The organism is Citrobacter sp. Marseille-Q5395 (genome assembly GCF_947057495.1).
Classification (GTDB): Bacteria; Pseudomonadota; Gammaproteobacteria; order Enterobacterales; family Enterobacteriaceae; genus Citrobacter; species Citrobacter murliniae.
Genome location: NZ_CAMSEL010000016.1, coordinates 120,462 through 145,845 on the forward strand (window position 1 = coordinate 120,462; position 25,384 = coordinate 145,845).

At 49.6% G+C, this 25,384-nt stretch carries 18 protein-coding genes; 5 read left to right on the forward strand and 13 right to left on the reverse strand.

Features of this window, described 5'->3' with window-relative positions:
* The first annotated feature begins 135 nt into the window (after window positions 1–135).
* Window positions 136–2,490, forward strand: a complete 2,355-nt coding sequence (gene crfC / locus OH663_RS18080; RefSeq protein ID WP_200012887.1) for a clamp-binding protein CrfC — start codon at window positions 136–138, stop codon at window positions 2,488–2,490.
* Window positions 2,487–3,380 (forward strand): diguanylate cyclase regulator RdcB family protein, encoded by an 894-nt coding sequence (locus OH663_RS18085; protein ID WP_200012880.1) that lies wholly within the window; start codon window positions 2,487–2,489, stop codon window positions 3,378–3,380. Before crfC ends, OH663_RS18085 begins: the two co-directional genes overlap by 4 nt.
* Before the next feature lie 29 nt (window positions 3,381–3,409).
* On the opposite strand, the gene kdgT is transcribed toward OH663_RS18085, so the two are convergent.
* Window positions 3,410–4,408, reverse strand: a complete 999-nt coding sequence (kdgT, locus tag OH663_RS18090; RefSeq protein WP_045438773.1) for a 2-keto-3-deoxygluconate transporter — start codon at window positions 4,406–4,408, stop codon at window positions 3,410–3,412.
* A 699-nt stretch (window positions 4,409–5,107) separates the two neighbouring features.
* On the opposite strand from kdgT, the gene proP reads away from it, so the two are divergent.
* Entirely contained in the window at window positions 5,108–6,610 is a 1,503-nt protein-coding gene (gene proP / locus OH663_RS18095) for a glycine betaine/L-proline transporter ProP (RefSeq protein WP_045438776.1), read from the forward strand.
* 104 nt (window positions 6,611–6,714) lie between these two features.
* Window positions 6,715–6,804 (forward strand): LpxT activity modulator PmrR, encoded by a 90-nt coding sequence (gene pmrR / locus OH663_RS18100; RefSeq protein WP_003826741.1) that lies wholly within the window; start codon window positions 6,715–6,717, stop codon window positions 6,802–6,804.
* Here pmrR and pmrB read toward each other — a convergent pair.
* The 7 genes from pmrB to melR form a co-directional block, all read right to left on the reverse strand.
* A complete protein-coding gene (gene pmrB / locus OH663_RS18105) occupies window positions 6,798–7,871 on the reverse strand; it encodes a two-component system sensor histidine kinase PmrB (protein WP_200012946.1) in 1,074 nt (357 codons plus the stop codon). The genes pmrR and pmrB overlap by 7 nt on opposite strands.
* Window positions 7,872–7,880: 9 nt before the next feature.
* On the reverse strand, window positions 7,881–8,549 hold the full coding sequence (gene pmrA, locus OH663_RS18110) for a two-component system response regulator PmrA (RefSeq protein ID WP_200012879.1): 669 nt from the start codon (window positions 8,547–8,549) through the stop codon (window positions 7,881–7,883).
* A 4-nt stretch (window positions 8,550–8,553) separates the two neighbouring features.
* Window positions 8,554–10,191: a phosphoethanolamine transferase EptA gene (gene eptA / locus OH663_RS18115; protein WP_048222369.1), complete on the reverse strand. Its 1,638-nt coding sequence runs from the start codon at window positions 10,189–10,191 to the stop codon at window positions 8,554–8,556.
* Between the two features lie 147 nt (window positions 10,192–10,338).
* Window positions 10,339–11,676, reverse strand: a complete 1,338-nt coding sequence (adiC, locus tag OH663_RS18120) for an arginine/agmatine antiporter (RefSeq protein WP_045438795.1) — start codon at window positions 11,674–11,676, stop codon at window positions 10,339–10,341.
* 127 nt (window positions 11,677–11,803) lie between these two features.
* On the reverse strand, window positions 11,804–12,565 hold the full coding sequence (locus OH663_RS18125) for an AraC family transcriptional regulator (protein ID WP_045438799.1): 762 nt from the start codon (window positions 12,563–12,565) through the stop codon (window positions 11,804–11,806).
* Window positions 12,566–12,885: 320 nt separating this feature from the next.
* A complete protein-coding gene (adiA, locus tag OH663_RS18130; RefSeq protein WP_048222363.1) occupies window positions 12,886–15,153 on the reverse strand; it encodes an arginine decarboxylase in 2,268 nt (755 codons plus the stop codon).
* 200 nt (window positions 15,154–15,353) lie between these two features.
* Window positions 15,354–16,286, reverse strand: coding sequence for a transcriptional regulator MelR (gene melR, locus OH663_RS18135; protein ID WP_045438806.1), 933 nt, complete (start codon window positions 16,284–16,286; stop codon window positions 15,354–15,356).
* A gap of 268 nt (window positions 16,287–16,554) precedes the next feature.
* Between melR and melA the strand changes: the two genes are divergently transcribed.
* Window positions 16,555–17,910: an alpha-galactosidase gene (gene melA, locus OH663_RS18140; protein ID WP_200012870.1), complete on the forward strand. Its 1,356-nt coding sequence runs from the start codon at window positions 16,555–16,557 to the stop codon at window positions 17,908–17,910.
* Between the two features lie 54 nt (window positions 17,911–17,964).
* Here the strand turns inward: melA and OH663_RS18145 are convergent, their stop codons facing one another.
* The 5 genes from OH663_RS18145 to OH663_RS18165 all read right to left on the reverse strand — a co-directional run bounded on the left by OH663_RS18145 (window position 17,965) and on the right by OH663_RS18165 (window position 24,939).
* On the reverse strand, window positions 17,965–18,597 hold the full coding sequence (locus OH663_RS18145) for a DUF2238 domain-containing protein (protein ID WP_045438810.1): 633 nt from the start codon (window positions 18,595–18,597) through the stop codon (window positions 17,965–17,967).
* A gap of 160 nt (window positions 18,598–18,757) precedes the next feature.
* Complete coding sequence (gene fumA, locus OH663_RS18150; RefSeq protein ID WP_045438812.1) at window positions 18,758–20,404, reverse strand: class I fumarate hydratase FumA; 1,647 nt, start codon at window positions 20,402–20,404, stop codon at window positions 18,758–18,760.
* Window positions 20,405–20,500: 96 nt separating this feature from the next.
* Entirely contained in the window at window positions 20,501–21,841 is a 1,341-nt protein-coding gene (gene dcuB, locus OH663_RS18155) for an anaerobic C4-dicarboxylate transporter DcuB (RefSeq protein WP_045438818.1), read from the reverse strand.
* A gap of 750 nt (window positions 21,842–22,591) precedes the next feature.
* Complete coding sequence (gene dcuR, locus OH663_RS18160) at window positions 22,592–23,311, reverse strand: two-component system response regulator DcuR (protein WP_045438821.1); 720 nt, start codon at window positions 23,309–23,311, stop codon at window positions 22,592–22,594.
* Window positions 23,308–24,939, reverse strand: coding sequence for a sensor histidine kinase (locus tag OH663_RS18165; protein WP_045438823.1), 1,632 nt, complete (start codon window positions 24,937–24,939; stop codon window positions 23,308–23,310). Before OH663_RS18165 ends, dcuR begins: the two co-directional genes overlap by 4 nt.
* Between the last annotated feature and the right edge of the window lie 445 nt (window positions 24,940–25,384).

The following is a 25,384-nucleotide window of genomic DNA, read 5'->3' on the forward strand; positions in this document are numbered from 1 at the left end:
TTCTATATTAAAAATATCAATTGGTTGTTTTGATTTTTAATTATTTCCACACGTAATTATAAAAGCCAAAAGTCTATAAATAAAACGATTTGGCTAAATAAAAGCACTGCTATTTGCGTTAAGGAAAAATTTTCCATGTACACACAGACAATATATGAATTAAGTCAGGAAGCTGAACGCTTGCTGATGCTCTCTCAGGAACATCTCAAGCAATTACAAAAATTGCCCGCGACATCGTTGGATAACGTCACGCAGAAAGAAGGAGAGCATAGCGGACAGGTACAGCCCCTGCATTTCAGTGCGCGTGGCATGGATGTCCAGCAGGCAACGCTCAACAATGAGCTGCGAAAGATAACGCGTCTGGAGATGGTGCTGGCTATTGTCGGCACCATGAAGGCGGGTAAATCGACGACAATAAACGCGATTGTGGGTACGGAGGTTCTGCCTAATCGTAATCGCCCGATGACGGCGCTGCCGACGCTTATCCGCCATACGCCAGGTCAGAAAGAGCCGGTGCTGCATTTTTCTCATGTTGCACCGATTGATGCCTTGATGAATTTATTACAGCAGCGCGTGCGGGAGTGCGATCGCCAGCTTCTGACTCAGACGCTGGAAATTGATAAGGATATGAATGCCCTGCTTCAGCGTATTGAAACCGGCGTGGCATTTGAACGGTATTATCTTGGCGCAGAACCTATTTTCCACTGTCTCAAAAGTCTGAACGATCTTGTGCGTCTGTCAAAAGCGCTGGAGGTCGATTTTCCTTTTTCCGCTTACGCCGCGATTGAGCATATTCCGGTTATTGAAGTTGAGTTTGTGCATTTGGCCGGGCTGGCGAGCTATCCGGGGCAATTGACCCTGCTGGATACGCCGGGGCCAAATGAGGCGGGGCAGCCGCACTTACAAAAGATGCTTAATGAACAGCTGGCGCGGGCTTCAGCGGTGCTGGCGGTGATGGATTATACCCAACTGAAATCTATTTCGGATGAGGAAGTCCGTCAGGCCATTACAGCGGTTGGAAAGTCGGTGCCGTTGTACGCTCTGGTGAATAAATTCGATCAGAAAGACCGCAATAGTGATGATGAAGAGCAGGTGCGGGCGTTGATTTCCGGTACCTTGATGAAAGGCGCTATTACACCTGAACGTATTTATCCGGTTTCTTCAATGTGGGGATATCTGGCGAACAGGGCGCGTCATGAGTTGACGACTAACGGGCGGTTGCCGGATCACCATAAACAACGCTGGGTACAGGATTTTGCCGAAGCGGCGCTCGGCAGGCGCTGGCGAACCACCGATCTTGATGATACGGAGCATATTAGGCATGCCGCCGATTTGCTTTGGGAAGATTCATTGTTTGAGCAGCCGATTCAAAAATTGATCCATGCTGCCTACGCTAATGCTTCGCTCTATGCACTACGCTCTGCGTCGCATAAGTTATTGAACTATGCGCAAAGCGCGCATGAATACCTGGAGTTTCGCTATCACGGCTTAACAGTAGCGTATGAAAAGCTGCAGCTGAATGTCAGCCATATTGAAGAAGATATGCAGCAGCTTCAGGTGAGCCAGGAGCGGGTGAGTGATGAAGTTAACCACGAGGTTGAGCTGGCGCTGGAATCTGCCACGGCGTTTCTCAATCAACAGCAAGCCGATATTCTTTTTAGAATTAATGCGTTCTTTGCAAAAGAAAACGTGTTGAGGATCTCACAACACGGTATGGGAGCGTCCATTGTAGCGGCGGAAATGGCGGGTGAAATGCTGGTGCTGCATGACGAAGGGCAAGCGAAGATTGTATTAGATAAAATTCGGTCGTCCTGTGAAGTCGTCCTGCTGGCAGCGCAGGAGAATATCAGTCGCGATTTGGCGTTGCGTTTTGAGCAACTGGAGTCGACGCTGTCGCGGACGTTAAACGAGGCCATGAGGCCAATTGAGCTGCGGGTGAAAGAGGAACTGAGCCATACCGGATTTCGTGCGCGGATCCGTTTTCCGGCATTTCATGCGGCGATGTTCAACTTCAATACTCGCCAGTTGTTTAACGAAGCCATTGAACAGGATATGCCGTCGGAAAATACCACCTCCACGGTGGGAGGCGTGCGGGACACCTTCTCCCGCTGGCTGAACCAGCCAAACTGGGGATGGAATGATTACGTTGAAACCAAAACGCGTTACCTGATTGATATGAGCGTACTGCACAAGAGCCTGGTGCAGTACGTCACCCTGTTTTGCCAACAAATCCGTAAAGCTTTAGTGGCGCAGGTCGATATTTCCGTTACGGCAGGTATGGCAACGTTTTTTGCCGATTTTTCACTGAGCCTGACGCAATTACAGGCGAGCCTGCGTGAGAGTTTGGCCCTGCGTCAGCAAAATGAATCTGCAGTGAATGCCCTGAGTGAGCAATTACAGCATCGTATTGCGACTGCGGCATGGATTTATGAAGATTCTCGCTTGCTACGTGACGATATTCACACCCTTTTTGCAGTAGAGCATACATGACTAACGTGTTACTGGAAGGCCCAGGGCGGACGCTGGAGTGTGTCTACCCGAAGTTTATGGTCGATCTGGTTCAGGGAGATGAAACCAAACGTTCCGGCGGTTTTCTGCAACAGCAGAAGCGACTGCGCGCGCGCCTGACGCAAGAAGTGTTATCCCAGACTCAGCTTCGGGCGTGGGTTATGGCGGGAGTATCCAGCGAGCACCTGGTTATGCGTCTTAAGCTGGTGGAGAAACTGGCGGGAATGATCGATCCGGGGCATCTGGCACTGATGCGTATTGCTGAACGACTGTTGTTTATGCATCAAATGGAAAATCCGCGCGGTCATGCCACCCAGGGCGTAATGCTGCAGATAAGCGCACTCTCCGACTGGTTTACACAACGCAGCGCTTATAAAAAGAAGGCGCTTGTCCAACGAGGGCTGACTGTTCAGGCAGGTGAACATAGCGAACAAATTTTTACTCGCTGGCGTGCTGGCGCTTATGACGGCTGGTCATTGCCGGGGCGCTGCTTCATCGCGCTGGAGGAGCTACGTTGGGGAGCCTTTGGAGATGCCTGTCGGCTGGGGAATGCCGATGTGGTATCGATGCTAAAAGACAATCTGCGCACGATGGCTACCCAGGCGCTGGCACATAGCGTAAATGCTGCACCTACTACGCGTCATTATTATCACCAATGGCTCAGTACACCTGCTGTCGGCGGATCAAGTGAACACAACGATATGCTGAGCTGGCTTGGTGACTGGTGTGATGCAGAGCGGCATCCGGTGAGCTGGTCGGTAACGCAGCGTTGGCAAAATGTGGCGTTGGGAATGCCGAGGCTGTGTTCGGCAAAGCGGTTAGTTGATGCGATGGTTGAAGAGATTTTTGCACCGTCCTCTCTCATGGGTTGAGAGGGGACGGTGAGTACGTTGGGGCAAACTTAGTGGTGCAGAGAATCCGCTGGTGTGGCCGCAGTCTCTGTGACGACCGGCTGTTTGTTAAAACGTTTGGCGTACAGCGCGGTGATAATTGGTACCAGAATCGCAGTGACAATAACGCTGGCGGCAACCAATGCCGTCGCTGAGGCGGCAACGGGTTCAAATGCCGGGTTAATCTGAGCGATGATCACCGGATTTGCCACCGCAGCACCTGCCGCAGAAGAGGCTGCAACGCCCGCAGTACCGTTCCCTCCGCCAATGACACGGTCGGCAATAATCAGCGGGATACCAGTAATAACGATTACCGCGACACCCAGCAGGATACCCAGCAGACCGGTATCAACAATGACGCTCAGGTTAATGGTGTTACCCAGCGCGAAGCCGAAGAACGGAATCAGCACCGGCGTCGCTTTGCTGAAGAAGGAACGCAGGTCGTGATCCAGGTTACCCAGCGCAAAGCCAATCAGGAACGGTAAGACTGCACCGACGAAATGGTGCGGTTCGAAGGAAGCGAGGCCTGCAGAACCCAGGATGACCATAGTCATTAACGGGCCAGACTCCAGTGACATCAGAACGAATGCGCCGGACTCTTCTTTAGTACCGTACTGATTCATCAGGCTGGCGTACAGACCACCGTTGGTCATGTCCATTGCCGAGACTATCGCCAGAACGGAAAGACCCGCAAAGAAACCAGTTTGAATACCTGTGTCAGGGATAAATGAAGCGGCAATCATTGCCACTGCCCAAGCCACGGCTATTTTGGTTAATACCAGCGTACCGGATTTGCGTAATACCGTTCCGGTTGCGCGTAAATCAATAGATGCGCCAATACAAAAAAACCACACAGCCAGAATCGGAACGGTGCCGCTGATCATTCCTTTTGTAAATGAACCGAAATAAGCACCGGTATCGGGAGCTAACGTATTTAATACTGCGCCTAATAACAGTGGAATCAACATCATTCCGCCGGGGATGCGTTCAATCGTGGCTTTAATTTTCATAAACGTCCTCATGTCTTGTCGCTGGTATCAAACGCGCAAGAAATTAAAAATTATTTAAATTCAAATGGTTACTTAAAAATAACAACAAAGAAAACGGCTATCTCTTTGTTTTATAAAATCTAACGCGGCATACGTTGAGCATCTAACTGCTCCCAGGGATATTGCGTCTGGAATTAGTGTGCATTCATGAGAACGATGATTCAATCAAAATAAAACGGTGTTTTAGTTATCTTCATCACATATTCCGAGCAAAAATTCCTAAAGCTTCCGGCTATTAAAAAATCTGTGAATTTTTTGTGAAGGGATTAGATGTTTTTTTCGCTAGCAGAATAATAATGACTGCGGTGATTGTTGGTGCGACAGGGCGATTCTCTTGTAGATAATTGCCAATAAATCGCAACGACTTTATGTAAAAAAGCTGACTAAGAATGACCTTATTTACGCATGTTGACGAAATGAAAAACTATGTGTGAAGTTGATCACAAATTTAAACACTGTTAGGGTAAAGAGGTCATTAACCGCCCAATCAGGCGTCAACAGGTTCGGTTGTACTGCACACTTCAGGTCAGTGTAAGTAAACCTGCTACGCTTGTTACAGGGATTGCGCCAGTGCATTCCCCGCAAGGCCGATGACCTTAGCGCATGCTGCGTTGAGTGATTCGTTCTGTGCGCGACAGGGCTAAGTCTAAGAGGACAGGTATGCTAAAAAGGAAAAAAATAAAACCTATCACGCTTCGCGACGTCACCATTATCGATGACGGTAAACTGCGAAAAGCCATTACCGCTGCGTCGTTAGGTAATGCAATGGAGTGGTTTGATTTTGGTGTTTATGGGTTTGTAGCTTACGCATTAGGTAAAGTGTTTTTCCCGGGGGCTGACCCCAGCGTGCAGATGGTTGCTGCACTTGCCACCTTCTCCGTTCCCTTTCTGATTCGACCGCTTGGCGGATTGTTCTTCGGTATGCTCGGCGATAAATATGGTCGCCAGAAGATACTTGCTATCACGATTGTGATTATGTCGATAAGTACGTTCTGTATCGGACTTATCCCTTCGTATGCCTCCATTGGTATCTGGGCGCCAATACTGCTGCTGCTGTGTAAGATGGCGCAGGGCTTCTCAGTGGGTGGGGAGTACACCGGCGCATCAATTTTCGTCGCGGAATACTCTCCCGACCGTAAGCGTGGGTTTATGGGGAGCTGGCTGGATTTCGGCTCCATCGCGGGATTTGTGCTGGGTGCGGGCGTCGTGGTGTTGATCTCCACCGTCGTCGGTGAGGAGAATTTCCTTGACTGGGGCTGGCGTATTCCGTTCTTCCTCGCGTTGCCGTTAGGGTTGATTGGTCTGTATCTGCGTCACGCTTTGGAAGAGACTCCGGCGTTTCAACAGCACGTTGATAAGCTGGAGCAGGGCGACCGTCAGGGTTTGCAGGAAGGGCCGAAAGTCTCCTTTAAGGAAATTGCGACCAAGCACTGGCGTAGCCTGCTGGCGTGTACTGGTCTGGTGATTGCGACAAACGTCACCTATTACATGCTGCTCACTTATATGCCGAGCTACCTGTCGCATAACCTGCATTATTCTGAAGATCACGGTGTGCTGATTATTATCGCCATCATGATCGGGATGCTGTTTGTACAACCGGTGATGGGGCTGCTCAGCGACCGTTTCGGGCGTCGTCCGTTTATTATTATGGGCAGTATTGCGCTGTTTGTGCTGGCGATCCCGGCATTCATTTTGATTAACAGCAACATTATCGGCCTGATTTTCGCTGGTTTATTGATGCTGGCGGTGATCCTCAACTGCTTTACCGGGGTAATGGCATCATCGTTACCGGCGATGTTCCCGACGCACATTCGTTACAGTGCGCTGGCTGCGGCGTTTAATATTTCGGTATTGATTGCCGGTTTGACCCCAACGCTGGCCGCCTGGCTGGTGGAAAGTTCGCAGAATCTGATGATGCCTGCTTACTATCTGATGGTGATTGCGGTGGTGGGTTTAATTACCGGCGTGACCATGAAAGAGACCGCTAATCAGCCACTGAAAGGAGCGACCCCTGCGGCTTCGGATATACAGGAAGCGAAAGAAATCCTCGGTGAGCACTACGATAACATCGAGCAGAAGATTGAAGATATCGATCAGGAAATTGCTGAATTGCAGGTCAAGCGTTCGCGACTGGTACAGCAGCACCCGCGTATTGATGAGTAATCTTTTCCTGTAAGCCAGGGCTTAGAGCCTAATAGGGCAGGCTCTTAAGGTTGGCTTAATCTCTGTCAGGCAAACTCTCCTCCAGATTATTGGAGGAGAGTGTCATGAAAACCCGTATTTATGAAAGTTTAACCACCGTATGCAGCGTGCTGATCGTGAGCAGCTTTTTGTACGTATGGGTGAGCTCTTACTGATCTTTCTCCAGCACCACCCAGGCTCGGGTGCCAGTGGTTCCGGCGCGATTCTGCAAGAAGAACTGGCCATGGTGGAGCTGGGTTATACGGCTAACAATACTCAATCCCAGGCCAATGCCGCCGAAACGACTGTCCATGCGTACAAACGCCTGGCTTAACTCCCCGCATTTACTTTCATCAATTCCTGGCCCTTCATCCTCGACGGCCATCAACGCATCGTGTTCTGTGTTTAGGACAATCGTAATATTGGTGCCTTCCGGGCTGTAACGATGTGCGTTTTCCACCAGGTTTCGCAGCAGCATACGCAGCAGCGTGACGTCACCCCGGACGACGACATCCGTGGCGCTCTCTGGTAGTAATAGCGTCTGTTGCCGCTGGTCCAGCATAGTGCTGAGCTCATCGTAGGAAGGCAATATCACGTCTTCCAGCAGTTTCACATGCTGGTAATTCCCGGCGGAAAACGACTGACCCACACGGGCGAGCTGCAGTAGCTGCGACACGCTGTCCATCATTTGGTCAAGACGGGCAATCAACGGCGAAACGTCAACGTTGTGGGCTTTTGACAGCAGTTCCAGGTGCAGGCGAACGCCGGATAACGGCGTTCGAAGCTCGTGGGCGACATCGGCGGTAAACAGACGTTCGTTTTCGATGGTGGTGGTCAGTCGCGTCACCAGTTGATTGAGGGCCGAGACTACCGCCTGGATCTCAATGGTCGAGCTGCGAATAGCGATAGGAGTCAGGTTATCTGCCGTACGTGCTTCTAACTCTTTTTGTAAATCAGCAAGGGGACGGGTAATACGCCGTACTGCCTGATAGCAAATAATCAGCGTCAGGCTGACCATAAAGATACCGGGGACGATCAGGCTGGCGATGGCCTCGCGGATCTCATGCATGATGTGGCGATCGTTGTTACGGTTTTCGCGTAACGCCTGCTCGAACAGCTGTATTTGTTCAGTGCTTTCGTGCCATAGCCAGAAGGTACTAATCAGCTGAAAGACCAGCAGAATAAGGCCAATCGTCAGCATCAGGCGGTGACGAAGCGGAAGCGGTTGTTTTAAAAAATGTATCAGCTTCACTTAGCTTTCCCCGGTAGCAACCAGCATGTAGCCAAATCCTCTGACCGTGCGGATGCGTGATTTCCCGACTTTGTCGCGCAGATTGTGAATGTGGACTTCAAGCGTATTTGTCGACGGCTCGTTATCCCAACTGTAGATGTCGTTATACAGAATTTCCCGGTGTACCGGGCTGCCCGCTTTGAGCATCAACCGCGACAGTAGCGCGTACTCTTTGGGCGTTAAGATAACCTCTTGTCCGTCCAACCACACCTGGCGACGACCAATATTCAGCGTCAGGTTACCGATAATAAGTTCACTCTCACCCTGGTTGTTATGACGACGTAATAGCGCCCGGATGCGGGCGTGCAGTTCCTCCAGAGCGAAGGGTTTTACCAGATAGTCATCGGCACCGACGTCCAGTCCGTTGATACGATCTTTGAGCGTGTCACGAGCGGTGAGGATCAGTACCGGTAGGGTATATTTCTTCTGCCTGATACGGTTCAGAAAATGCAGACCGTCTTCATCGGGTAAACCGAGATCCAGAACTACCAGACTATAATGTCCGGTCTCCAGGCAATGCTCTGCTGCACGGGCGGTTGACACGCCATCGCAGGCGTAACCTTCCGTTTGCGCGGCGAGTATCAGCCCCTGTAACAACAACGTATCGTCTTCAACAATCAAAATTTTCATTCGGTTAGCCTCCCCTGCATGGTTGCAGAATATCATCTGCGCCCTGGTAATAGGTTGTCTGTACGCCTGTTAATCCCAGCAGGGTTGAGAAGAGATTATCCTGTGAGAAATCTTCAGCGTTTGCCCGTTTTTGCAAACATGTCTGAGAGATCTGGTAGCGCTGCTGGTAATCCTCTGACAACCAAAGCAGCATCGGTACATGCTTTTGTGTGTCCGGTGCAATCGAATACGGCAGGCCGTGCAAATAGACGCCATTTTCCCCTAAGGATTCACCGTGATCGGAAAGATAGACCAGACTGGTGGTGAAATTATCCTGATGCGCTTTCAGTATATTAATTGCTTTATCAACAATATAGTCGACGTACAGGATGGTGTTGTCGTAGGTATTCACCAGTTGTTGCTGTGAGCAGGTCTGGATTTCGTTCGTGTCGCAGGTTGGGGTAAATTTCTTAAACTGTGGCGGATAGCGATTGTAATAGGTCGGACCGTGACTGCCGATAGTGTGCAGTACAATCACGCCATCACCCTGCAACTGATTAATGTACTCTTCCAGCCCGTGGAACAGGACTTCGTCATAGCATTCACCATCAATACACTGCCCCGACAGGTTCAGCTCGGTCATATTCTGATGCGGTACGCGGTCACATGCACCTTTACAGCCGCCGTCATTATCATTCCACAGCACGTTAACCCCCGCCCGTTGGATGATGTCGAGTACGCCTTCCTGGTGGTGCGCCAGCTCTTCATCATAATGTGCGCGCGGCATGTCGGAGAACATGCAGGGTACGGAAACGGCTGTCGCCGTACCGCAGGAGGTGGTGCGCGGGAAATAGACCACGTTATCTTTTTCCAGCAGAGGATTGGTTTGGCGCGAATAACCCGACAGCGAGAAGTTATCGGCGCGCGAGGTTTCGCCGAGAACCACAATGGTGAGGTTTTTACGTTTTTCTTTTGTCATCAATGGATTGCGATGAGCATCTTCACCGATGCGTACCAGTGGCAGATTAGCCAGCCGTTGGTGGGAATACCAGGACGACGTAGCCACAATGCTGTTAGACGGGCTGAGGGACTTAACCAACTCTTTGTTATTGCGAAACAGCGAAGCGTAATCTTTATAGAAGAAGGCGGCGACCAGCACGATCAGCAGAGCGGATACCAGTATATTGGCCCCTCGATACAACACGCTACGCAATACTGGCGCTGCCGGTTTGATTTTGATCCAGCAAGCGATTACCGCTGCCATGATGCCGCTGAATCCAAGCGTCACGATCATTTGCGGCGTCAGCAGGGCGAAGGTTTCCGCTGGTGTGGTATCCATCATATTGGCGATCATCGAGCGGTCGATGATGATGCCGTAAGTCATAATGAAATACTGGGCAGATGCGCCTGCCAGAATGAAAATGCAGGCCAGCAGGCGGTTAAGCCACAGGAAAGAGGCCAGCGTCAGTACAATGTTCATAACGCTGAAGGCAACTACCGGCATTGATAAAAATACCAGTACGTTGCGCAGGGAATCCAGCGGCAGGTCTTGTAGTACCTGTTTGTAGAACGCAATGTTCAGGAAGGTCGCAAGATAAAATGAGATCAGCAGAAGCCAGCTGATTTGCCCGAAAGTCGGTCTTTTAAACAGGAGCTTTAACATTAAGGGGGTTCCATCAACTAAGTGGGGCAGATCCTCTCAAAGTAAAATTAAGCCAACCTTAAGTTCTTAATGTTTGCATTTACCGGCTGGTTGCGTGATGAGTAAGCCCGATGAGCTGGTGCTATCGGGCTTCAGTGAGCATCGAAATTAATTACGGTTAACCGGAGCATCTAACGGATACGGGTTTTTATGGATCCGGTTGTAATTGAGGGCATACAGCGCGGTGATGATCATCAGCATCACGAACGACCACATTACCTCTTTGGCACCAGAGCCAACCACGGCCCAGATGCAGTAGACAAATGCCACGAAGGTCACCACTAAGTACAGTGGACGCGCTTTACCAAAGTGACCGTGGCCTAGCAGCAACAGGGCGGCGCAGGTATAAAGATACGGTACCAGCGTGAAGATGACGGATACCGAAGAGACCAGACCAAACTCTTTTGCGGCATTCGGCGACATGCTACTGAACTGGAAGATAGTCATCAGGATACCGACGATAATTAACCCGGCAACCGGGGTACCGGCTTTGTTAACGCGGGCGAAAATCGGCGGGAACAAACCATCATCAGCTGCTGCTTTTGCTGTCTGTCCAGCAAGTAGCGTCCAGCCGCCCAGTGACCCCAGGCACCCTGCAGCCGCACAGAATGAGACGATCGCCCCGGCGGTATTACCCAGCGCCATTCGTGCTGCATCACCGAACGGAGAGGCAGAGACGCGCAGTGCTGCGTTAGGGATCATACCCATAATCGCCGTTGTGGAGAGAACGTAGCAGACGGCAGCAATTAGCACCCCGCCAATAGTGGCGATAGGAACGTTACGTTTGGGGTTTTTGACTACGCCTGCTGCCACAGAGGCACTTTCCACCCCGATAAATGACCACAGAGTGACGTTTAAAGTGCTTTGGATTGCGCCGAAGGTGTTCATGCCGCTGACGTTCCAGGCTGCCATATAGGTTTCACCACGGAACCAGAACCAGCCGAAGACCGCAATCCCGACAATAGGCACCAGCGCCAGCACGGTCGCCACGGCCTGCACGCGGGTGATCATTTTCGGCCCGACGATATTCAGCAAAACGAAGATCCACAGTACGGCCACGCAGGTTAGCGTTAAGACCAGTGGGTCTTTTAAGACAGGAAAGAAGTAGCTCAGGTAACCAACGCCAATCACCACCATTGCGATGTTACCGATCCAGCAGGCCAGCCAGTACAGCACGTTGGTCTGGTAGCCTAAAAAAGGTCCGAAGCAACGGCGTGCATAAGCGTATGAACCACCGGGACTGGAGTCTAAGGACGACATTTTGGCGTATACCATCGACAGTGCCAGAGCACCGATAATAGTGACCAACCATCCGTAGATTGCAATCCCGCCAGTTGACGCAAGGTTTGCGGGTAGCAGGAATACACCGGAACCCATAATATTCCCCGACACCATAAGGGTGACGGGGATTAAGCCCACTTTGTGAGCATCAGCATCCGTCGACATATTTTTTTACTCCTGATAAGGATAAATGACGACGTATCATACCTCTTCATACGGCTATTTTATGATGTCGGAAAAGGGGTATCGCTAATGCTGATATTATTGTGGCTTATCGCTTAATGGTTAAAAATCAGGCAGCCGAACGTTCCCGATAATGACTTACATAATGCAGTGGCGTCATGCCATAGAACTCTTTGAATACGGAAATAAAATATGACGTGCTGTTATATCCACACAACTGAGATACCTGTGAAATATTTTTTCCGTCCATCATTAATTGATTAACTGCATATCGCATTCGACAGGTAGTAATTATTTGACTGTAACTTGTATTTTCACTTTTAAGCTTTTTCTTTAACAAACTGGGGCTCAGGCATAAGCAACTGGCGACCATGCTTAAATTCCAGTCTTTATGAATATCGCTCTCAATGATGTGGTAAACGCAGTCGCTGATACGGTTGCGTAGCATATGCATGAGGAGGGAGATAAACTTTTTACTGTCGAGAAAACGTGATAACACAGTGAATAACAACGAGCGTTTACGTTCGGATTCACTTTCATTCTGGCTATCCATCACGCTGTGTTGAGCGGCGACCCGAAAGACATCCGGCGTCAGGCAGACGGCGGTCATTACCGGGTTGGCACTGCGTTGCCAGAGGGGGATCTGTGACAGATCTTTATTTAAGAACCGTAAGTAATCTTTAATGATACTGCGGCTGATATGGACAACCAGCGCATTATTGAGTGAAGAGAAGTCGATAATATTATTTTCACAAGCTAATAACGCCATATGGTTAGCTTTTAAACTGATGGCTTCTTTTCCGTTAATCCTTAACCAAACATCTTTCTCCGTTAATACAACAACACAAGCTTCTTTGCTGCAAACCCTCATACCCGAACTCCTGGAATATGAACATAAAATACCGTTGCTCACCAAGGGGTGAACAATACCGGTTAAATGGAATTGTATGATGAATCAAGACCTGCGTTAAAATAGCGTGATTTAAAGTAATTACAATATTTTTAGGAATTATCGCGGTGTACATAATTATTTACGCAAGTGGCAATACGCTTTTTTTGTATAAAAAAAGCGCGGGGTGGTCCCGCGCAAAAAGGTATGACAATGTTATTGTTTTGCAGCAATACTCAGGAATTACTCAATTATCATGTGTCAACCTTGAAAGCAGAAAAGCAGACTAAGCAAAAAAAGACTTATGCTTTCACGCACATGACGTGATACACACCGTCAATAATTTCCGTTCCTTCGGTTTCATGTTCAAAGCCAGGGAAGTGATGGTCCCAGGACTGCAACGAACGCAGGTATCCGATCTGCGGGCTGTTGGCGTCGCCAAAATTTTCACCGGACAGCAGCATAGGAATTCCCGGTGGGTAAGGAATTACGGAATTTGCTGCGATACGGCCCTGCAGATTTTCGATGGCCACCATCTCAACGTTGTCGCTTACTATCGCGTTATAAGCTTCACGCGGGGTGATTTCCGCGACAGGCAGGCCGGAGTAGGCCGCATTGAGTTTGCTGCCAGGGTTGTTTTCTTTCAGCCATGCAAACATGGTGTCGCCCAGGTCGTGAATGCCCATGTTTGCGTAAGTGTCGGGATGTTCCTCTACCAGTTCAGGCATAACCTGCGACAGCGGAGTATTGGCATCGTAGTGGTGTTTGAAAGAGCACAGTGTGTTGATTAATGTGCCCCATTTCCCACGGGTGATACCCATTGAGAACAGGAACATAATCTGGAAATCGGTAGTACGTGTTGGCACGATACCGTGACGTCCAAGCCAGGCTGTGACCAGAGCTGCCGGTACGCCGGACTCTTCCAGTTCGCCATCGTCGCCCATACCCGGTGCCAGAATGCTGACTTTAATCGGGTCCAGCATGCTCCAGTTATCCGGCAGGTCTTTAAAACCGTGCCAGGATTCACCCGGCCGCATCACCCAGCAATTTTGGTCAGTGGTCAGGAGTTGGGTTGGCGCGTCAGCAAAGTCATAGGTTTTGCCGGTCTGCGGATCGGTTACGACCTCTTTGTTCCACGGTTTGAAGAACCAGTCTCCCTCGGTAGTGAACTCTTTGTATAACCGCGCCATGGCTTGACGGAAGTCGACTGCTTCGTCGATCACTTCCTGAGTCAGCGACAGGCCGCTGTTGCCGTCCATCATGGAGACTGCCACGTCGTTCGATGCGCAGATGGCATATAACGGCGAGGTGGTGGCGTGCATCATATACGCCTGGTTAAAGCGGGAGAAATTGACGGCACCGCGACCTTCACGAACGTGAATGTAAGAGGCCTGAGAGAGAGCATTCAGCAGTTTATGGGTCGAGTGGGTGGCAAAAACGGTTGGGCCGTTATGGTCGCCAGGCTCGCCACGCATTGCGTAGTGATCGGAATAGATCGGGTTGAAGCGGGCATAGCCGTACCAGGCTTCATCGAAGTGAATGCGATCGCTGGTTTGCGCTAACAGATCCTGCGCCTCTTTCGCGTTGTAGCACACACCGTCGTAGGTGCAGTTGGTTACGACGCTGTATGACGGTTTTTGTCCTGCTTTACCTTTAGTCAGCGGGCTTTCGCTGATTTTTTTCTGCAGAGTTTCTGGCTGCATTTCCTGCGGGTAGATAGGCCCAATAATGCCGTAGCGGTTGCGGCTTGGCACCATATACACCGGTTTTGCTCCGGTGAGGATTAACCCCTGTTCGATAGATTTATGGCAGTTACGGTCCAGCACCACCACGTCGTTATCGGTCATGCATGCCTGCATGATAGTGCGGTTAGAGCCGGAGGTTCCGACTACCACGGACCAGGAACGGTCTGCGCCGAACACGCGAGCGGCATTTTTTTCGCTTTCACCAAATGCGCCTGTGTGGTCGAGTAAAGACCCGAGATTGGTACGTTCAATCCCCATGTCGGTACGGAACAGATTCTCACCGTAGTAGTCATGGTACAGGCGACCAGCAGGCGTTTTGGTGAAACCGACACCGCCCTGGTGACCGGGCGCTGCCCAGGAATATTCATGGACATTGCTGTATTTCATCAGGGCGTCGAACAGCGGTGGTAATAACTGTTGACGGTAACGGGTCATCGCCGCCATGGCGCGACCCGCGATAAAGTCAGCGCTGTCTTCAAGAATCCAGGCGAATTCATCGACAAGCTCCAGCAGGTCGCGATCCAGTGACGCGGTGGCCTTTTCCCGATCGCCCAACAGGAAAACAGGGACGTTTTGTTGGCGTTCGTGAAGCTTACCGATCAATTGCCTGACATTCAGGTGTTCATCTTGTTGTTCCATTTGATAGCTGAACATCAGGCAATCAATGGCTTCATTCGCGGCGAGGATGGCGTAACCGTCGTCGAATGAGGTGGACTTAATGACGGTAACATTTTGCCGACTTAAAGCATCAGCCAGACGTTCGACAGCGCTACCGACCCAGGTGTCCTGATGCAGAAATTCACTTTCAACAATTAATACTTTCATCGTCTTTTCCCGTAGTGGAGGATGTGTGACGAGGGCAAGTATTTACCTGATAAATAAGTGAGTAAAGCGGTCAATAAACAGACTGTTTGAGGTTTTTATCCTTTATAAACAATTTATTAGATAAAGGATTAAGCCGTTTCTGTCCCCTGTTTATCGACAGGGGAATTATTTTTTTGGCTGATAGTGATATTGCCAGGTGCTCAGGTCGTTGAGGATTGCCGCCGTTGTTGGCTCAGCTTGCGGTATTGCTGTGGCGACATACCAACGAACTTGTTGAAGGTGTCGTAAAAGCGGCTGCTGGAGCGAAATCCAGCGGTGAGTGCGACATCCAGAATTGTTTTATCGGTATCGCTAAGCAGTGCGCGGACGTGGTTGATACGCATTGCGGTAATGTATTGCTTCATGGTGAGTTGCATTACGCGCTGGAAAATCCCCATAGCATAATTGGCATTGAGTTTTACGTGTTCCGCAACATCGTTGATGGTGAGTGCTTGATCGTAGTTGTCAGCGATAAAGCTCAGCATCTGGCTTACGTAAAACTGGGCGTGCCGGGATACGCTGTTTTTGTGTGTGCGCGAGGTTTTATTGACCAGGATTGGCTGCCAGCCAGAAAGGTTAAACCGCTTAAGCATCAGGCCAATTTCATCGATGGCAAGCTGGCGGATTTGTTCGTTCGGGCTGCTCAGCTCCTGCTGCCAGCGCTGAACTTCAAAAGTGCTCAACTGCTGTGTGGCCAGTGATTTTATCACCATGCCGTGGGTGACGTGATTGATCAGCTCGCGGTCCAGTGGCCAGGAGAGAAACAGGTGCATAGGTAAATTGAATATCGCCATGTTCTGGCAGGTGCCGATACGCGTCAACTGATGCGGTGTACAGGCCCAGAATAGCGTGATATGGCCCTGTTTTATCTGCACCACTTCGTTATTGATCAGATACTCAACATCACCATCGAACGGGACGTTGACCTCCACCTGGCCATGCCAGTGGCTGGTGGTCATGGCTTGCGGCGGGCGCAGTTCGATATCCATACGTTGATATTCAGAGTACAGCGTTAGCGGGCTACGAGTCTGCGGTTCATCACTATTGCACATGTGCGGATCAAGGGGGAGGTGTGGCGTTGGCAGCGTATTCATGGTTGCTCCATTTCCTGAATTATCAGAATCATGCCATTTGCCGATGGATAAGACTGAGAATTGAGGCGCAAATCGCTCCACTGCGAGTGTAGATAGTCAGATTTTTGGGTCGCATACTCAGCTTTTTGGTCAATTTTATCCCATAAACTCAGATTGTTCGTTGACGGAAGGGGGATCTGAGTTTTTGGGAGTGCTCATTACAGAAGCCGGAAGTTTTCATGGAAACCCCGTGCCACCATGACGATATTCAACAACGTTCTGGAGAGTGATGATGTCTGCACCTAAAATTACCTTTATCGGCGCCGGTTCCACGATCTTTGTAAAAAATATTCTCGGGGATGTCTTTCATCGTGAGGCGCTGAAATCGGCGCATATTGCCTTAATGGATATCGATGCGACCCGCCTTGAAGAGTCGCATATTGTGGTGCGTAAGCTGATGGATTCAGCTGGCGCTGCCGGTCACATCACTTGCCATACTGAACAAAAATCAGCATTGCAGGATGCCGATTTTGTGGTTGTCGCGTTCCAGATTGGTGGTTATGAGCCGTGTACCGTCACCGATTTTGCGGTTTGTAAGCGTCACGGGCTCGAGCAAACTATTGCTGACACGTTAGGGCCCGGCGGCATTATGCGTGCGCTGCGCACCATTCCACATTTATGGCAGATTTGCGAAGACATGACCGAAGTCTGCCCGCATGCCACTCTGCTTAATTACGTCAACCCCATGGCGATGAACACCTGGGCAATGTATGCCCGTTATCCGCATATTAAGCAGGTGGGGTTGTGCCATTCAGTACAGGGAACGGCGGAAGAGCTGGCCCGCGATGTGAATATCGACCCAGCCTCTTTGCGCTATCGCAGCGCCGGGATCAACCATATGGCGTTTTATCTGGAGCTGGAACGCAAAACTGCTGATGGCAGCTATGTGGATCTGTACCCGGAACTGCTGGCAGCCTATGAAACAGGGCAGGCTCCGAAACCGAATATTCACGGTAATACGCGTTGTCAGAACATTGTGCGTTATGAAATGTTTAAAAAATTAGGGTATTTCGTCACCGAGTCGTCTGAACACTTTGCCGAATATACACCGTGGTTTATCAAACCGGGACGCGAGGATCTGATTGAGCGCTACAGTGTTCCGTTGGATGAATACCCGAAACGTTGCGTGGAACAACTGGCTAACTGGCATCAAGAGCTGGAAGAGTACAAAACGGCTGCGCGTATTGATATTAAACCGTCGCGAGAATATGCCAGCACTATCATGAACGCTCTCTGGACTGGTGAACCGAGCGTAATTTATGGCAACGTTCGTAATGACAACCTGATCGATAATCTGCCTTCAGGTTGCTGTGTTGAAGTGGCTTGTCTGGTCGATGCCAACGGCATTCAGCCGACAAAAGTTGGTACCCTCCCGTCGCATTTGGCGGCAATGATGCAAACCAATATCAATGTGCAGACACTGCTGACGGAAGCCATCCTGACGGAAAATCGCGATCGTGTTTATCACGCGGCAATGATGGATCCGCACACCGCTGCGGTATTGGGGATTGAGGAAATTTATGCGCTGGTGGATGACCTGATCGCGGCACACGGTGACTGGTTACCGGGCTGGTTACATCGATAAGGTCATTTACATCAGTCATGCACAGGCCGGATTAGCGTGAGCAACATCCGGCAATCAGTTGGTGGCAATTAATGCATAACGCCGCAGCTGTCGACAATGAATACGCGCCAGAAAAATTACTGTAGTCAATGCTCCGAGCAGGGCGCAGAACATATCCGACTGGGTGTCCCACGGATCTCCCTGTGTGCCAAGGAAGTCATCAGCACCCTGACCCATCGCCAGCGCTGCCCACCATTCAATCAGTTCATAGGTAGCGCTAATCGCCAGGGCCACGCAGCAGACTAAAAATGCCAGCATCTTACGCCCATGGACAATATTGCCGCGCACTAAAATTTCTCTCGCCGTCAGTGCAGGGACCAGTCCCTGGAAGAAGTGCCCCAGTTTGTCGTAAGGGTTGCGGCTCAGATTCAGCCACTCCTGAACTTCAAAACCGATGGGAACTTTGGCGTAGGTATACATGCCGCCCACCATCAGAATGATGGCGTGAAAGAAAATCAGCGTGTAGAGCAGTGGTGTTAATGGATAGCGCTTTACCGTGGCAAGTAACAGCGGCACGACAATAATGACCGGCGTAACTTCCATCAACCAGGTGATTTTTTCTGTGGCACTAAAACCGGTGTAGATAAGGATAAGCGCCAGCAGCAATGCGCCAGCGTTGAGCAGCGATGTGTTGAGTGTGCGGTTCATGGTGACTTTTCAACGAGTGGAAAAGCCTACTATTTACCGGGAACGATAAAATTTCAATGCCAGTAATTAAGGGGGAAAGTTGGCCCGGGGGGATCACCGGACTGACCCCAATGGTTGAGTATCCAACTATTGGGAGCAGTCCCGTGCCGGGCCGAATGGCTTATTTCGCGCAGTTAGCGCATTGTTTGCTCACGATTTGCTGGAAGAAATCGTTACCTTTGTCATCAACCAGGATGAAGGCCGGGAAATCTTCGACTTCGATTTTCCAGATGGCTTCCATCCCCAGCTCAGGGTACTCCACGCATTCCAGATGCTTGATGCTCTGCTGCGCCAACACCGCTGCCGGACCGCCGATGCTACCTAAGTAAAAACCACCGTGTTTGTGGCAGGCGTCTGTCACTTGCTGACTACGGTTACCTTTCGCCAGCATGATCATGCTACCGCCGTGGGACTGCAGCAGATCGACATAAGAGTCCATACGACCCGCAGTAGTTGGGCCTAAGGAGCCTGATGGATAACCCGCTGGCGTTTTTGCCGGCCCTGCGTAGTAGATTGGGTGATCTTTCACGTACTGTGGCAGACCTTCACCGGAATCAATACGTTCTTTCAGCTTAGCGTGGGCGATGTCACGACCCACAATGATGGTGCCGCTCAGAGACAGGCGGGTAGAAACCGGGTATTGAGAAAGCTGGGCGAGGATCTCTTTCATCGGACGGTTAAGGTTGACCTTAACCACTTCGCCTTCGCCCGCCTGACGCAGTGATTCTGGAATGTACTGGGCTGGGTTATGTTCCAGCTTTTCAATCCAGATGCCTTCGCGGTTAATCTTAGCCTTGATGTTACGGTCAGCAGAGCAGGAGACCCCCATACCTACAGGGCAGGATGCCCCGTGGCGAGGCAGGCGGATTACGCGGATATCATGAGCGAAATATTTTCCGCCAAACTGTGCACCGAGGCCAAGTTTCTGGGCTTCTTCCAGCAGTTCCTGTTCCAGTTGAATATCGCGGAATGCCTGACCATGGGCATTACCTTCAGTCGGCAGCGCGTCGTAATAGTGCGTGCTGGCCAGTTTTACTGTTTTGAGCGTGCTTTCCGCTGAAGTACCGCCAATTACAAATGCGATGTGGTACGGCGGGCAAGCGGCAGTTCCGAGTGTGCGCATCTTCTCTACCAGGAAATTCTTCAGCTTCCCGGGAGTCAGCAGCGCTTTGGTTTCCTGATACAGATAAGTTTTGTTGGCAGAGCCGCCGCCTTTGGCGACACAGAGGAATTTGTATTCGTCACCGTCCACGCTGTACAAATCGATTTGTGCAGGCAGGTTGGTGCCGGTATTCACCTCTTTGTACATATCCAGCGCCGCGTTTTGTGAATAGCGCAGGTTATCTTCAATATAGGTATTAAATACGCCTTTGGAGAGCGCAGCTTCGTCACCGCCGCCAGTCCAGACGCGTTGGCCTTTTTTGCCCATGATAATTGCCGTGCCGGTATCCTGGCAGGTTGGCAATACGCCTTTGGCGGCAATTTCGGAGTTTCTCAGGAATTGCAGCGCAACGTACTTATCATTTTCGCTGGCTTCTGGGTCATGGAGAATGGAGGCGACTTGCTGTTGGTGTTCGGGGCGGAGCATGAAGGAGGCATCGTGGAAGGCTTGCTGAGCCAGTAGCGTAAGTGCTTCAGGTGCTACTTTCAGGATTGATTCGCCTTCAAACTCGCCGACGCTGACGTGATCGGATGTCAGCAGGTAGTACTCAGTTTTGTCTTCCCCCAGCGGGAAAGGCGCCTGGTAAGTGAATTCAACTTTTGACATTTGCTTCCAGCCTTTTCATTTTTATCAGGAATTTAAAAATTCTCTGTATCTTAAAGGTGGCGTGCCGTACAAAACTGGACGGCACGCGAAGTGTGATTACAGGAAACCGTACATTGCGGCGAATACCCAGCCAAAGACACAGGATACGCTTACGCCGATCAAACCAGGCAGAATGAAGCTGTGGTTGATAACGAAGCGGCCAATGTGGGTGGTGCCGGAACGGTCAAACTGAATGGCCGCCAGATCGCTCGGGTAGGTCGGCAGAATGTAGTAACCGTAGCATGCCGGAGCAGAGGCAACGATGTACGCTGGATCTACCCCGATTGCCAGCGCAACCGGAACAATAGCCGCCAGCGCTGCAGCCTGGGAGTTTACAAACTTAGAGACCAATAACAGAACAACCGCATAGGCCCATGGATACTCTTTCACCATGTCGCCCAGTACGCCCTGAATTTCAGACATATGCGCGCCGAACATGGTTTCCGCCATCCAGGCAATACCGTACACCGCTACAATCGCGATCATACCTGAACGGAAGACTTCATTTTTTGAGATAGATGCGGGATTGGTTTTCGTCAGAATGATAATCAGTGCGCCAGTCAGCAGCATGAACATCTGAATAACCAGAACCATCGACAGCGGTTTGCCGCCAAAAGAAGGACGCAGTTCAGATACTGCGCCGAGCACGGCAACAACGGCGATAGCGGCCAGGAAGATCCACATTGCCAGCCAGTTGCTCTTCGGCAGCTTTTTGTCTAACAGAGTCGCGGTGTCGCCATACACATAATGGTGGTTTTCCGGTACAGAGATAAACTTCTGGAACTCTTCATCTTTATCCAGATCTTTACCACGGAACCAGCTGAAGATACCGATAGCCAGGATACCCAACAGGGTAGACGGAATAGTGATGCCGAGCAGGTCGAGGAACTCAAGATGCTTGCCTTCAAACGTCACGTTGCCCAGCATTGCGACCAGTGACACAACGGCTACGGAAACCGGGCTGGCGATAATCCCCATTTGTGCGCCAATAGAACTCGCTGCCATCGGACGTTCCGGGCGAATATTGTTCTTAATGGCTACGTCATAAATGATTGGCAGAATGGTGTATACCACATGGCCTGTACCGCAAAGAATGGTCAGGGTGCAGGTAACAAACGGTGCCAGGATGGAAACGTATTTTGGGTTACGGCGCAGCAGCTTTTCAGCAATTTGCAGCATAACGTCAAGACCGCCGGAGGCTTGCAAGGTTGCAGACGCGGCCACTACGGCAATAATAACCAGCATAACGTCTACAGGTGGTTTACCTGGCTGGAGATGGAAAACAAAAACCAGGATGACCAGACCGATACCGCCTAACAAACCTAACGCGATACCGCCCTTTCTGGCGCCATAAAACAAACATATTAATATTATGAGAAGTTGTATACTAAATAACATTTTATTTACCCTCGCGAAAAAACCAGTCAATTTTTAAAAAATGGATCTGCACCACATTCTTTTGTGCTGGAATAAGCATCAGAAAATGGTCAATATTCGGTATGTCCGTATTTGCGATTAATGTTCAAATGTCTGGTTAAAATGTTTCTTTATGATTATTAGAAATATTAAACTTTCTTTCTGTGGCTTTGTTCAGAGGAGAGAATCCTCAGGCGATGGGAAGCAGGGCTTGTTATGAAGAGCAGTGGCTGACGCTGTACACTCTGTATTTTGTCCTGGTTATCCAGGCGCTTATCATCAGCTTTATGTTTTCCGCTATTACGTGAACCACCGGCACAATGGGTGAGAGGATTATTTGTGTGATCACGCTCACGCCAGTTCATGATGTAATGAGGTTGGCTCGCGGATACTTTTATTTGCTCACAAAAATGTACGGTGTCCATAGTACGTAGCATGTTCTCCATTGCTACCAGCTAGATTTTTATGTCTGGTTAATTTCAGACTAATCCTTTATGGGTAAAAATACACACTCTGTGAGTTAGATAATACTTAATTAACTTTTGTTAGCGATTTTGAAATTAAAAACAGTGTGACGTTTGTCAATATTAAAATAATGCATTAACATATCATATACAAATATATTTGATCTAACGCAAATCACTATTTTACTGCGTCAGCAAACAAAAAAGGGATTTTTCATTATCTTAATAATTGTTACTTTTATATAACGAATAATCCCAGATATGTGTTTTATTGGCAATATTGTTTAAGCAATGAGTAATGCTCGGCTTGAACACGATAACGATAAACTGGTCTGCCAGTAACGCCATAATGGATGCTGGTAAATAAGATGTGACAATTGACTAACCAGATGAGGTATTTACGACAAGAGACGCGGGAGATATTGACCTCGTTTGCCAGTTCATCCGTAGAAAACTCTTGATCCTGGTGCTCATCAATCCACTGGCATAGCGTACGTAACGTCTGGGGGGTTAACCCTTTGGGCAAGCGCCGCGTTTCCTGTTCGCTGGAAGAGTTGCCATGGATCAGTTGGTCAAGCTCTGACTGTTCATAGTACTGGTGTTTTTCCATCTCCGTCTTCTTGTGCAGCCAACTGGTAAGCGCTTCTTCAAAACGGGATGCCTGAAACGGTTTGATCAGATAGTCAACCACACCGTAGTGGAGTGAGTCTTTGATGGTTGTGGCGTCGGCGGCGGAGGAGATGACAATGACATCACACTTGCAGCCTTCACTGTGCAGAACGGGCAACAGGTCCAGACCGTTTTCTTTCTGCATATAAATATCAAGTAAAATCAGATCAATGTGGTGCTCGCCTTGAAAAATTATCTCTTTGGCTTTCTCCAGCGTAGAGGCGGTCCCACAGCAATGAAAACCGGAGAGTTGCGCCACATATCGACGGTTTAATTCCGCTACCATTGCATCGTCATCGACAATTAAGACATTGATCATCTGCTGGCCCTCTCACCATTCCACGGTAACTGTACAAAAAATTGGGTGAAGATCCCTGGTTCAGACTCGACGGAAATATTGCCGCCAACGCTTTCAATCTGCTGTTTAACAAGCGCTAAACCTACTCCCCGTTCGGTTCCTTTTGACGAAACGCCCTTCTCAAAGATGTGATCAATATGCTCGGGGGCGATCCCCGGGCCATCGTCATTCACTTCACAATGCAACCAGCCGTGTCGATAGTGTAAGGATACGCTGATCTCCCCACCCGGTTCTTGACCTAGCGCCTCCAGAGCGTTTTCAATCAAATTCCCCAGAACGGTAATCAGTACAGCCACCTGATCTTCATTACTGTTTTCCGGCAATTGGCTTTCATTACTAATAACCAGGGAATGGCCTAAATCTGATGTGCGATTAATCTTACTGAGTAAAAAACCCGCGATCACCGGGGATTTTATTTTGCCTAACAGTGAGCCGATCTCTTCCTGATAATTGTTCGCAGTCTTAATGATATAATTCTCCAACTGCTTATAACTTTTCAGGTGCAATAAGCCCAGAATCACGTGCAACTTATTCATGAATTCGTGGGATCGTTCACGAAGTGCATCGGCATAGTTGACCATACCATCCAGACGTTGCATGAGCTTACGGACTTCCGTCTTATCTCTGAACGTTGAAATGGCCCCGATGATCTTACCGTTACTGAGTACCGGCACGGTGTTGATTAAGAGTAGCCGATCTTTTACCGTGATCTCCTCATCACGGCGTGGCGTCCCATCACGTAATACTTCTGAAAGATCGACCACTTGCGACCACGCATGGCTGAGCGTTGAGAGCTGCTCATCGTCTTGTGATTTACGGTAATCAAGAAGCTCCTGCGCTGCCTGGTTTATCAGTGTCACTTCACCACTTTCGTCAACGGCAATAACGCCTTCCTTTATAGAGTGCAACATTGCCTGGCGTTGTTCGAACAGGTTGGATATTTCATAAGGCTCCAGGCCAAACAGAATGCGCTTAAGGACCTTAACCAACACCCATGTGCCCAACAACCCAACCAGAACACCAAATAAGATGGACCAAATGATGCTACCGCGACTGTCATTGATCTGTTCGGTGACCCTGCTTAGCTCCAGGCCGATCGACACGACGCCAATCTGCCGGTGATTTTCATCATAGATAGGAGTAAAGACGCGTAGTGCTTTAGCCAGAAAGCCGCGATTAATGGCGACGTTCTCTTTCCCTTGTAGCGCCAGTAAAATGTCGTCACCTTTAAACGGTTGACCGATTCGCTGCGCTTCAGGGTGCGAATAACGGATGCTTTGCATATTAGTGACAACGATGAACAAGAAATCGTTGCTCTTATTTACCGCCAGGGCAATTTCCTGAATACCACTCTCTTTGGGCTTTTTTGCCAGACCGCGGCGGATCTCTGGAGAGTCTGCAAGTGTTCGCGCGACAGCCAGCGCTTTGCTTGCTAACGCATCACGCGTCATATTGCTGATTTGTGAGAAGTAAATCAGATGAACGACAAGCAGCACGGAAAAGAGTACGGCACTGACCATGAGAATCACGGTTGTACCGAGTTTCATTGGGCGTTTACGTATAGCGTAGCGTTGCAGAGTGTGTCTCATCGTGGTCCAGGAATCACTGTTTGTATGGGTATTATCGCTTTATGAAGTACGTAATTCAAAGATGGAACCGGGATTATGAGGGCTGAAGCCAGCACTGCTTATATAGAGTAGTAGAAACGGAGATGCATAAATCTGAACGATATGGCTGACGTTGAGGGTTATTTACGTCAGATTTGGTCTTTCTACCTGGGGAGAGAACAGGAAATACCAGCATCTTTGTGGATAACTCTGTGTGTAAAAGGGTATAAGGCAGGGTTTTGCTGTGGAATGCAGCAGTCAGTCATTTTTCTGACATTTAAGGGTTGCGGGCGCCGGAGAACTCCCTATAATGCGCCTCCATCGACACGGCGGATGTGAATCACTTCACACAAACAGCCGGTCCGGTTGAAGAGAAAACCTGAAAATAAGAGGTTGACTCTGAAAGAGGAAAGCGTAATATACGCCA